Here is an 11,253-nt window from a genome sequence, read left to right as displayed (position 1 = left end):
ATATGAAGAAATTAAAAGTCATGACAGTAGTTGGCACTAGACCAGAGATTATCAGGTTGTCAGCTGTAATCAATAAATTAGAAGAGTCAAATGCAATAGAACACACTCTTGTCCATACAGGGCAAAATTATGACTACGAATTAAATGAAGTGTTTTTTAATGATTTTAATTTAAAGAAACCGGACTATTATCTTAACGCAGCTACTGGTACTGCAGTAGAAACAATTGGAAATATACTAATTAAAATTGATCCTATAATGGAAGAAGTAAAACCCGACGCTTTTTTAGTTCTAGGAGATACTAATAGCTGTTTATGTGCTATTGCAGCAAAAAGACGTCATATTCCAATATTCCATATGGAAGCAGGAAATCGATGCTATGATCAAAGAGTACCAGAAGAAACAAATAGAAAAATTGTAGATCACACTGCAGATATTAATTTAACTTATAGTGATATTGCCAGAGAGTATTTGTTAAGAGAAGGTTTACCTGCAGATAGAATTATTAAAACAGGAAGTCCTATGTTTGAAGTTCTTAATTCTAGAAAAGGCGATATTGAGAAATCTGATGTAGTAGAAAGGTTGAATCTTGAAGAAGGGAAATATTTTGTTGTTTCTGCACATAGAGAAGAAAATATTAGTTCAGAGACTAATTTTCTAGATTTAATTGATAGTTTAAATGTTATTGCAGAAAAGTATAATATGCCTGTGATTGTAAGTACACACCCTAGGACTAGGAATATGATTGATTCAAAGGGTGTAAATTTCCACCCACTAGTCAATACAATGAAGCCTTTGGGTTTCACAGATTATGTAAAGCTTCAAATAAAAGCTAAGGCGGTACTAAGTGATAGTGGGACAATTAGTGAAGAATCGTCTATCCTAGGTTTTAAAGCGCTTAATATAAGACAAGCTCACGAAAGACCAGAGGCAATGGAAGAAGCCTCAGTAATGATGGTTGGAGTTAAGAAAGAAAGAATATTACAAGGGTTGGATATATTAGAAAATCAAGGAGAGGGAACACTGAGACTAGTTAAAGATTATAGTATGCCTAATGTATCTGAAAAAGTTGTTCGAATTATCCTTTCCTATACAGATTATGTGAACAGAGTTGTTTGGAGTAAAAACAATGAGTAAAAAGAGAATTTGTTTTATTACTTTAAGTAATTTATATTTATGCCCATATATTTCCAAGTATATATCACTAATTGATTGTGATTACGACATTATATATTGGAATAGGCATGGAATTAATGAAAATATGGGAGCAAAAGAAGTTTTCCCTTTCCGATATGAAATGGAGGAAAATCAAGGAAAACTAAAAAAAATATCTGGATATGTGAAGTTCAGAAAATATGCTATAGATATTATTAAGAAGAAAGATTATGATGGAGTTATTTTGTTGCAAACTAGTGTAGGTATTTTGTTGCAAAAAATTTTAAAAAAGAAACTTAGTGGTAAATATATAGTTGACGTCAGGGATTATACGATGGAGAAAAATAAGATATTTTTTTCTTTAGTAAAGAACTTAATTAATAAGTCGGCAAATACAGTTATTTCTTCAAAAGGATATAAAAGCTTCCTTCCTGAATATGAATACACTATTGTTCATAATGACATTAAAATAGATAAAGATACAATAGTAAGATTTGAAAAAAGAAAACGAAATAAAGAGAGGGTTGTTATATCATATATTGGTTTAATAAGGTTTAACGATCAAAATAAAAGAGTAATACTAAAATTTAAAGATGATGATCGTTTTCTTCTAAGATTTATTGGTAAAGGTGCCAATTCATTAAAAAAGTTTTGTCTAGATAATAATATTGCCAATGTGGATTTAATTGATCGATTTCCTCCTGAAAAAACATTAGAGTATTATTATGATACAGATATTATTTACAACCTATATGGTAACAACTCTCCTTTATTAGATTATGCATTATCTAACAAACTATATTATGCAGCTAAGCTTAGAATGCCAATTATCGTTTGTCCAGATACCTATATGGAAGAAGTATGCACTCAATTTGGTTTCGGATTTGTATTTAATTTGCAAGATAAGAATGCATGTACTGATTTATTTAACTACTACCAATCTATTAATTGGAGTATTTTTGAACAGAAGTGTCAGAGATTTGTAAAATTAGTTGAAGAAGAAAATGAAGTATTTAACGATATGGTAAAAAAATACATCTATAAAATATAAAATATGATGTAAATTGTATTTTGAGTAAGGATGGTATAAAAACAATGAATATAATTCACATTGAAGATTTCTTTCACCCTGATGCTGGATATCAAATTAATATTTTACCAAAGTATATGGTTCAGCAGGGACACGAAGTTACTATTATAACATCCAATATGGACAACGCTCCTAATGATTTAACTGGCTTTTTCGGAAAAGAGGATATTGATAAAAGGGATAAGGATTATCAGAAGAAAACTGGAGTAAACATTATTAGAGTGAAAAATAGGGGCTTTATTAGTGGCAGAGCAGTATTCACAAAGGATCTTTTTGAAGTTGTCAAAAATATAAATCCTGATATATTGTATATTCATGGAAATGATACATTGACTGCAATGAGATATTTACTAAAGCTAAAGAATTACAATTATCCAATTGTTATGGATAGTCATATGCTTGCAATGGCATCAAAGAATAAATTTAATAAGGTATTTAGATTTATTTATAGGAATGTCTTTACTCCAATCATTATAAATAAGAAAATACCCGTTATAAGAACGCAGGACGACCCCTATGTTGAAAAGTTTTTAAATATACCGCTTGGACAAAGTCCTTGGATTTCTGTAGGTTCAGATACTTTGTTATTCTATCCAGACAAAGATATTAGAAGTGAATTTAGAAAAAATAATAATATCAGTGATGATGACTTTGTTGTTGTATATACAGGAAAGCTAGATGAGGCAAAGGGTGGAATGCTTTTAGCTAATGCCTTTGAAAAGAAGTTTGATACTAACAAAAATGTAGTATTAATTGTTGTAGGAAATTCAAATGGAGAATACGGAGAAAAAGTAGAAGAAATGTTTTTAAAGTCTGAAAGTAGAGTGATTCGATTTCCTACACAAAAATATACTGAGCTTGCAAGATTTTATCAAGCATCAGATTTATCCGTTTTTCCAAAGCAATGTAGTCTAAGTTTTTACGATGCTCAAGCTTGTGGTTTACCTGTAGTTTCTGAAAATAACAATATCAATATTCAAAGATTATCTAATAACAATGGTAGAACTTTTGTAGCAGGTGATGTAGAAGATTTCAGAATGAAAGTATTAAATTATATAAATACTCCAGAAGATGAATACAAGCAAATTAGAAAGAACGCTATTGAGTACGTCAAAACTAACTATAACTATAGTGATATTGCTAACGAATATATAGGTATAATTCAAAAAGAGGTGGAAAGATTTGGAGGGAACCATAGCATTAAATAAATTTTCAAGTAAACAAGTCTTCTTTTATTTGATAATATATAAATTTGTAATTGAGTTTATGTATGCATTCGTTATTTCTCCAAGATATAGTTATAGTGGACTAACTATGCAAATAAATATAGAGGGCTTTTGGTTATCAAATATATTTCTTTTTATATTGGTGCTCTTTTCTCCTAAGGACAAAAGTAGACCATCAACTTATCTGTTTGTTATTTTGAAAATATTTTTAATTATACCAACACTTTCTTATTATTGGCTTAATAATCAAAGTCTTTTATATACTACTTTTGTTATCTTATCGTCCATAATTATATGTTTAGTATTAAAGATAAAATTATCTTCAATAAACATAAAAGATCGAACATCTAAGGTTTGGTTAAGTTTTATGTTTTTTTTGTATATTTTTATGACATTATACTTGATTTATATAAGAGGGGGTATAGATCCTCGGGCATTTAACTTTGACTCGATTTATAATTTGAGATCAGAATATGACCTGGCTGGAATTTCAGGCTATTTGATGAATTGGAGTACTAAAGTACTTTGTCCTTTCTTTTTTACTTATTTTTATTTTCAACGGAAATACTTATTAATGCTACCAATCTTAGTTTTACAATTAATGATGTATCTGAGCTTTGGTAATAAAGCTTTTTTATTTTCAATAGGAGTATTGATAATGACTATAATTATAACAAAAAGGAACAATTTTATCCGTGAGATGGCTTTATCAATGTCTTTATTGAATATTTTTGCATATCTTTTAGATACATTAATGATCACAGATGCACTTAGAAGGGCAATCCCATATAGGCTCACTTTTATTCCTGCGCAAATACAATTCCAATACTATGAATTTTTCAATGTCAGAGATAAACTCCATTTTGCTGATGGTATTATTGGGAAAATTCTTATGGTTGAAAGTCCTTTTGGAGAGAAGATTGGTTTTGTAATCGGTAGATTCTTTTCTCATAATGGTGTGGGTTCAAATTCAAATACAGGCATATTTGCAGATGCATATGCAAATGGTGGAATTTTAGTAATGATAATTGTAGCGTTAATTTTTGGAATTATATTAAATGTTATTGATGCGTCAACAAGAGATCTTCCTATCTATGTTGTAGTAGGATCTTTTAGTTATATAATGTTTGTTTTGAATGATACGGCTCTACTAACAACCTTATTAACTGGCGGAATGGGTTTGATGATGATTATGTTATTGTTATTGAATTCAAGTGTTCTAAAGAGTGATGATACAGGTTCATCTAGAGTCAGAATAAAAGGTAATCACAAGTTTACATTATCTAATATTGAACGGGATGTTAATGATGTTAAATAAGTATATTAATAAGCTTAAATCTAGAATATTTAAAGACTTTACATTAAACATTATAGCTACATTACTATTGACGCTAGCAACACAAATACTAGCTTATCCTTACTTAAGTAGATTTTTATCTAGTGAGGAATATGGGTTAATGTTAACAATCATGGGAGTTGTTAATGTAATAGGTGTTTCTTTAGGGAATCCATTAAATAATACTAGATTATTACTTCAGTCTGAATATGAAGAAAAGCATCTAAATGGCGATTATAATTTAATGTTTTGTTTTATTTTTATTGTAAATATCATAGCTGTACCTACACTAACAAGTATAATATTAAAGGATTTTAATTTTACAGTTGTTGGGTGTACTTTGATATCATCCCTTCTATTATTCCGAGCTTATTATTCAGTAAGTTATAGAATAGTAATAAATTATAAAAAAACTTTATATGTCAGTGTATTTGGTTTTATTGGATATATACTTGGGATAATCATAACTTATATTACTCAAATATGGGTATTTACTTTTATCTTAGGTGAGCTATTTGCCTGCATATATATTTTTTTTACGGCTAAAGTGTTACATGATAGATTCAAATGCACTCCTCTATTTAAAAAAACTATAAAGAAATATTTATATATTTTTTCTGCTGCTGTTTTATCCACATTGATTACCTATATGGATAGATTTTATATATATCCAGTTTTGGGAGCAGAACAGGTTGCAATATATAACGTTGCATCATTTTTAGGGAAAACAGTTGGGATTGTTATGATACCTATAACAGGCGTTTTACTAACTTATTACGCTAAAGAAACAAGGCTTACCATTAAACAATTTTATGCAAGAGTTGGTAGTTTTACAATAGTAACTTTTTTCTTCTATATCATTACTATACTAGTTGGCATTCCTATTATAAAACTATTATATCCAACACTTGCTAGTAGTGCATTGCCATACTTTTATATAGCAAATCTAGTTGCTGCAGTTTTTATTCTAGGGAACACTATTCAACCAACACTATTAAGATTCTGCAATGCAATGTGGCAGCCAATCATCCAGGGAGTATACTTTCTTCTATATATATTACTAGGTTTTTTAGGTATGTCAAAATACGGATTAATGGGATTTTGTTACTCAATATTAATTGTAAACTTTTTGAAAATTATTCTAATGCTCGTAATAACAACCTTTAGTTTAAAAAAACACCAAAAGAAAGGTGATGGAAATTTTGTCAGTAATTAATGTTATAGGTCTTGGTTATATTGGCTTACCTACTGCACTTATGTTTGCTAAACACGGCATTAGTGTTGTAGGAACTGACTACAATACTAATTTAATAAATTCATTGTCAGAAGGAAGGCTAACTTTTGAAGAAGAAGGGCTAGAGGAACTGTTTGAACATGCCAGAACAAATGGAATAAAATTTACAACTGAATATCAGAAGACGCATACTTATGTTCTTGCAGTACCAACTCCCTACAATAAAAACAGTAAAAAGCTTGATCCAAAGTATGTTATCTCAGCTTTAAATAGCGTACTTAATATTTGTGAAAAAGGTTCAATAATAATTATTGAATCAACAATTTCACCTGGAACAATCGATAAACATATACGACTCGAAATTGAAAAAAAAGACTTTATTATAGGAACTGATATTCATTTAGTACATGCTCCGGAAAGAATCATACCGGGAAATATGCTCTACGAGCTTGAACACAATTCAAGAACAATAGGAGCAGATGACATTGAAATTGGAGAGAAAGTTAAAGGATTATATTCGAAATTCTGTAAGTCAGATATTGTTGTAACCGATATAAGATCAGCAGAAATGTCTAAGGTTGTTGAGAATACCTATAGAGATATTAATATTGCTTTCGCAAATGAGTTAGCGAAAATTTGCCGTACCGATAATATGGATGTTTATGAAATTATTAGAATCGCAAATATGCACCCCCGAGTTAATATCTTACAACCAGGCCCCGGTGTTGGAGGCCATTGTATTTCAGTGGACCCTTGGTTCTTGGTTGGAGACTATCCAGATTTAACAAATTTGATTTTAACAGCACGAAAAATTAATGATTCTATGCCTAGGCATGTACTTGGTAGAATAAGAGATATCATGAGAGAGCATAATATTAAGGATATATCAAAAGTTGGATTATATGGCTTAGCTTATAAAGAGAATGTTGGTGATACACGAGAAAGCCCTACACTTCAATTACTAGAAAGAATGGATGAGCACTTAGCTTTTGGTGTTAAAGTCTTTGATCCATTCGTAAAGAAAAGAATTGTAGATCATCAATTCTTGAATTTTGAGGGTTTTTTAAATGAGATTGAGATCCTAGTAATTATGGTTGGGCATGACCAGATAAAAAGTAATATGGAACTTATTAAGAATAAGCTCGTCCTTGATACCAAAAATATTTGTTCATTTGAAGATGTTTATAAATTATAGGAAAAGGGGGTGGGGGATAAATATGAATAAAAAAGTTGAAATCAGGTGCCTGTGCAAGGTTGAATTCAGTTAATTCACTACAATTGTATATACATAAAATTGAGTTGCTGTAGTTGGTGTGTTTGTATTTATTGATTGCATATCCATACAAATTGTCTGAATTAACATGAATGTATCTGGCGCAGGCACCGTCCACTAAAGCTAAGGGTATTGAAGTTGTTGTATATGAGCCGGCACTTTATGAGGAGACATTCTTTAATTCCAGAGTAATTAATGACTTTGAAGAGTTTAAGAGAGTTTCGGATGTGATCGTTGCTAATCGATTGTCCGATGATCTACGTGATGTAGAGGACAAGGTGTACACAAGAGATTTGTTTAGTAGAGATTAGGAAATGGGTTGGCGGAATACGACTGATATGCATAATATCTGAATTGCTGGGGTGGATCTATGTTAAACACTGAAAATAAGAATCGTCTCATTTATGCACTTGGACTGGCTATTGAATCTAAATTTGATGCAAGTGATTGGACAAAACTTGCTTATGAAATAGACGAGGTAGATACTATTGAAGACCATAATCGCCTTATTCGCAGCTTAAATTGGGGTGATCCCGATTATACACAAAATGTTATAGACGTGTTAAAAGATATTGGAAGAAATACTAGTCAATTAGAAAAGATTGCGGAATTTGTAAGCTTAAAAGAGTGGCTACAAAGAAAACGTATGGATTTATATAAAGAACTATATTTAGATGAAGAACCGGCACATTTATTAGAGGATAATCCACTTGATACGGAAGAATTTGACTTATCAAAGCAGTTAAAACGTATTTATGATTCTTTGGAGGATGATCCTGAGCTTGCTATCGGTACAACAAAAGAAATGGTCGAAACAGTTTTAAAGACCATTCTTAAGAATGAAATTGAGGGAAATATTGATGACTTTGATCTTCCGGAATTAATTAAAGCTGTCCATAAAAATATAGAATTAATTCCAGATGATGTTGAAGATGCGAATAAAGCTCATCAAACTGTTAAAAGAACTTTAAATAATTTGGGGCAAATTGTAATAGGTATTGCTGAGCTTAGAAATGCCTACGGTACTGGGCATGGTAAAGTTAAAAATGAAAGTGGATTAAAACCTTATCATGCACGGTTAGCAGTTAATGCTGGAGTAACATTAGCAAAATTCCTAATAGAAGTATATCAGGATCCAGACAACAATTAAAAGATAGCGGGGACTAGGAGGAACCTATGAAAACTAAAACGATAACTACTAAACGAGGCAATCAATTTAGAATAGATGGAAAAGAAGTAGCCCCTACATCACCTGAGTTTAGAATGGAGTTTTTTGTCGACACTCCTATGCAGAATCAAAACCGGGTGTCTGTGCAAGGTTTAATTCAGTTAATTCACTACAATTGCATATAGCTAAAAATGAGTTGTGGTAGTTGATGTGTTTGTATTTTTTTATTGCATATCCATGGGAATTGGATGAATTAACATGAATGTTTCTGGCACAGTTACAAAAGTCGATCATTTCCTATAGGAAATTCAACAGGTGCTACAGCTGACCGGATTAACTGGAAATTCTATCGGAAAGAGCTCTTACAACTAATATATGAGGGGTGAGATATTATGAAAACAATTAATCAAAAGAACACAGAACAAATCATCGAATGCTTTACTCAAATTGTAACTTATACTAAGTTACAAAATAAATTAGGTCAATATGATTTCAGTAAAGAATTGGAATTAGTAACAAAAGACATTTTAAATACCTTATTCGGTTTCAACTTGAAATTTTTAGAAAGTGAGCAAGCAAATCACCCAGGAATCGATTTAGGTGATATAAAAAATAAAATTGCAGTCCAAGTCACTTCTCAAAATACAAAAAACAAAATCACTACAACACTTAACCTTTTTAAAAAGCATAAATTAGAAAAGAATTACTCAAAAATTCTTATAGTAATTTGGAATTTGGAGAAAGCACCTACATCAGTTGAATCAGATATCCCATATGATATCATGACCCCTGTAGATTTCGTTAATGTGTTTAAAGGTTTGAATGATGCGCAACAAAATAAATTTATAAGTTATCTTTCTATAAATTTCGATATGTTAAAACAAACATTTAACAATCGAATCTTAACAAATAAGAAGGCGGTCTTACCAAATAATTTCGATAATCTATATTCAATTTTAGAAATGAATGATTGCGAAATAGATAACACGCTACAACATGATATTGATTTAGTCTTAAATCAGTTTAGTAATAATTTAGAATTACTTTCATCTAAAGAACGACAATTATTATATGACTGTTTGACAATCTCAAAAACATAGATGACGAATATCTCCTATTAACTCAAGGAGTGGGAAAAAGAATATCGGAAGAAAATTCAAATGACGCCTTCGAGAACTTAGTAGAGTATGACTTCATTGAAAATGAATTTGAATATAATGATGGTTGTAAAACAGGAGCCATTTTCATTTTTGATCACAAAGATGCTTCCGACCATTTAAATTGGCTCTGGGTAATCCTAAAAGAGAATCTCAGCAGTCAAGAGCTCTATCTTCTTATTGTTGGTATGGATTTATGTATTTTCGAAAAATAATTTTATAATGAAAACAGGGTGCCTGCGCAAGGTTGAATTCAGTTAATTCACTACAATTGGATATATATAAATTCAGAATGTTGTAGGCGTTGTGTTTTATATTATTTCTTACATAACCATTCAAATTGGCTGAATTAACATGAATGTTTCAGGCACAGGCACCGACAAAATTACAAAAACGCCTTGAACATTGGCGCGAAACGTTCAGGCGTTTTATAATGAGAGTATACTAAGTGTTCGATTAAGATGAACGGGTCAACTTATCATCCTGTCGTCTTCAGAGTTGTCTACTTCGTTACACGATTTTCTGTACCATTAAGGAACCGTATGAAATCTTCATCGATGATGAAAACTCTTTTGCCTTTTTCTGGTACCCAGTCATTGTCAAGATTCTTACTGAAAGGCAGCAACGGATAGAGCGTAATCGAAGTACCGTCACGTTCTGTTTCAATCCGTTCAATAATGCCGAGCGTGATCAGTTTTTCAAGTGAACGATCGATCGTGGCGTAAGGCAGCTTGAATAGTGTATGCGCTTGCTCCCTCATATTTGGTGCACAGTATCCTAAATTGTGCATCACAATCCATTCAATTACGTCGAGGTCTTCTTTCGACAAAACGCCTTCGTGGTAATTTCTATGATGGAAGGATGCTTTCATTAACTCCCTATGACTCTCGAACTTAAAATGTCCATAATATTTGTTTTTCATCATACACACTCCTCGTATTTTTCATTTCCTCATACTTGTATAAGCCCCAAAAGCTTAGCATTGTCTCCTCGATGCTTCCCCTCCGTCAAACCGGTTCCACTCCAAAGCTGTAATGAGCAAGTCTTGTCCATGTATTTCATACTTCAAAACGTCTAATCGAGCGAGTGTTTCTAAAGCAACCTTGACCTTCTCGCTTGTCATTGAGTAGTGGACCTGTCTAGCAAATGCTCCTAAAGTTGTGAGCAGCTGTCCTGGTTTAACGGTCATCGTTTCATTTTTCCAAACCCCTTCTTCTTCGCGATCATTCACACACGCCAGCATTGTGATAAACGTCGATTTCTCTTCGTTTGTTGTCTCTCTCCACACCGGCTTGTCAATCAGTGATCCCTGCAAGTTAATCCAACCTTGTTTCATTTTCATCTTCCCCTTTCCATTGTGAACAGCCCTTTCACTCTTTATATAGATGCGGGTTAGCGAAAAGGATACATAGGGGCGAAAATAAATTTATAGATTTTTAAATCGGGGCCTGTGTACAGTGAAATTCAGTTCAATCACTCCAATTACATATCCTGTTTATGGCACACTAGAAATGTAGAAAACGGCAGCTAATTTATGTATAAAAAAAAGGCCACTTGCCAACATCTGAAAAAATACTTACACTCCTGTTGGGCATTAAGTTCACAGGAGGTAAAT

11 protein-coding genes and 1 pseudogene are annotated in these 11,253 nt (G+C 31.7%); 10 read left to right on the top strand and 2 right to left on the bottom strand.

Annotation, left to right across the window (positions count from 1 at the left end; translation table 11 throughout):
• Nucleotides 1–2 precede the first annotated feature (2 nt).
• The 10 genes and pseudogenes from wecB to QT711_RS12500 all read left to right on the top strand — a co-directional run bounded on the left by wecB (nucleotide 3) and on the right by QT711_RS12500 (nucleotide 9,853).
• Nucleotides 3–1,136, top strand: coding sequence for a non-hydrolyzing UDP-N-acetylglucosamine 2-epimerase (gene wecB, locus QT711_RS12545; RefSeq protein ID WP_317944744.1), 1,134 nt, complete (start codon nucleotides 3–5; stop codon nucleotides 1,134–1,136).
• On the top strand, nucleotides 1,129–2,205 hold the full coding sequence (locus QT711_RS12540; protein WP_317944743.1) for a glycosyltransferase family protein: 1,077 nt from the start codon (nucleotides 1,129–1,131) through the stop codon (nucleotides 2,203–2,205). The genes wecB and QT711_RS12540 overlap by 8 nt, the downstream gene beginning before the upstream one ends.
• Before the next feature lie 44 nt (nucleotides 2,206–2,249).
• Nucleotides 2,250–3,452: a glycosyltransferase gene (locus tag QT711_RS12535; RefSeq protein ID WP_317944742.1), complete on the top strand. Its 1,203-nt coding sequence runs from the start codon at nucleotides 2,250–2,252 to the stop codon at nucleotides 3,450–3,452.
• Between the two features lie 406 nt (nucleotides 3,453–3,858).
• Nucleotides 3,859–4,788, top strand: coding sequence for a hypothetical protein (locus QT711_RS12530; protein WP_317944741.1), 930 nt, complete (start codon nucleotides 3,859–3,861; stop codon nucleotides 4,786–4,788).
• Nucleotides 4,778–6,022 (top strand): lipopolysaccharide biosynthesis protein, encoded by a 1,245-nt coding sequence (locus QT711_RS12525; protein WP_317944739.1) that lies wholly within the window; start codon nucleotides 4,778–4,780, stop codon nucleotides 6,020–6,022. Before QT711_RS12530 ends, QT711_RS12525 begins: the two co-directional genes overlap by 11 nt.
• Nucleotides 6,009–7,235, top strand: a complete 1,227-nt coding sequence (locus tag QT711_RS12520) for a nucleotide sugar dehydrogenase (RefSeq protein ID WP_317944738.1) — start codon at nucleotides 6,009–6,011, stop codon at nucleotides 7,233–7,235. Before QT711_RS12525 ends, QT711_RS12520 begins: the two co-directional genes overlap by 14 nt.
• A 197-nt stretch (nucleotides 7,236–7,432) precedes the next feature.
• Nucleotides 7,433–7,624, top strand: a pseudogene (locus QT711_RS12515) (UDP-glucose 6-dehydrogenase); the annotation flags it as partial.
• Nucleotides 7,625–7,683: 59 nt separating this feature from the next.
• Nucleotides 7,684–8,463: an abortive infection family protein gene (locus QT711_RS12510; RefSeq protein ID WP_317944737.1), complete on the top strand. Its 780-nt coding sequence runs from the start codon at nucleotides 7,684–7,686 to the stop codon at nucleotides 8,461–8,463.
• A gap of 410 nt (nucleotides 8,464–8,873) precedes the next feature.
• Nucleotides 8,874–9,581 (top strand): SMEK domain-containing protein, encoded by a 708-nt coding sequence (locus tag QT711_RS12505; RefSeq protein WP_317944736.1) that lies wholly within the window; start codon nucleotides 8,874–8,876, stop codon nucleotides 9,579–9,581.
• A gap of 29 nt (nucleotides 9,582–9,610) precedes the next feature.
• Nucleotides 9,611–9,853, top strand: a complete 243-nt coding sequence (locus QT711_RS12500) for a hypothetical protein (protein ID WP_317944734.1) — start codon at nucleotides 9,611–9,613, stop codon at nucleotides 9,851–9,853.
• 287 nt (nucleotides 9,854–10,140) lie between these two features.
• Here the strand turns inward: QT711_RS12500 and QT711_RS12495 are convergent, their stop codons facing one another.
• Complete coding sequence (locus QT711_RS12495; RefSeq protein ID WP_317944733.1) at nucleotides 10,141–10,560, bottom strand: hypothetical protein; 420 nt, start codon at nucleotides 10,558–10,560, stop codon at nucleotides 10,141–10,143.
• Nucleotides 10,561–10,614: 54 nt separating this feature from the next.
• Nucleotides 10,615–10,974 (bottom strand): hypothetical protein, encoded by a 360-nt coding sequence (locus QT711_RS12490; RefSeq protein ID WP_317944732.1) that lies wholly within the window; start codon nucleotides 10,972–10,974, stop codon nucleotides 10,615–10,617.
• Between the last annotated feature and the right edge of the window lie 279 nt (nucleotides 10,975–11,253).

This window comes from Sporosarcina saromensis (genome assembly GCF_033253735.1).
Classification (GTDB): Bacteria; Bacillota; Bacilli; order Bacillales_A; family Planococcaceae; genus Sporosarcina; species Sporosarcina saromensis.
This window is presented reverse-complemented; position numbering and strand designations above follow the sequence as displayed.

What these genes read in the sequence shown, in the direction of transcription:
- QT711_RS12510 (WP_317944737.1), top strand. Translation starts at nt 7,684, where the DNA reads ATGTTAAACACTGAAAATAAGAATCGTCTCATTTATGCACTTGGACTG.
- QT711_RS12525 (WP_317944739.1), top strand. Translation starts at nt 4,778, where the DNA reads ATGTTAAATAAGTATATTAATAAGCTTAAATCTAGAATATTTAAAGAC.
- QT711_RS12490 (WP_317944732.1), bottom strand. Translation starts at nt 10,974, where the DNA reads ATGAAACAAGGTTGGATTAACTTGCAGGGATCACTGATTGACAAGCCG.
- QT711_RS12495 (WP_317944733.1), bottom strand. Translation starts at nt 10,560, where the DNA reads ATGAAAAACAAATATTATGGACATTTTAAGTTCGAGAGTCATAGGGAG.
- QT711_RS12535 (WP_317944742.1), top strand. Translation starts at nt 2,250, where the DNA reads ATGAATATAATTCACATTGAAGATTTCTTTCACCCTGATGCTGGATAT.
- QT711_RS12540 (WP_317944743.1), top strand. Translation starts at nt 1,129, where the DNA reads ATGAGTAAAAAGAGAATTTGTTTTATTACTTTAAGTAATTTATATTTA.
- QT711_RS12530 (WP_317944741.1), top strand. Translation starts at nt 3,859, where the DNA reads ATGACATTATACTTGATTTATATAAGAGGGGGTATAGATCCTCGGGCA.
- wecB (WP_317944744.1), top strand. Translation starts at nt 3, where the DNA reads ATGAAGAAATTAAAAGTCATGACAGTAGTTGGCACTAGACCAGAGATT.
- QT711_RS12505 (WP_317944736.1), top strand. Translation starts at nt 8,874, where the DNA reads ATGAAAACAATTAATCAAAAGAACACAGAACAAATCATCGAATGCTTT.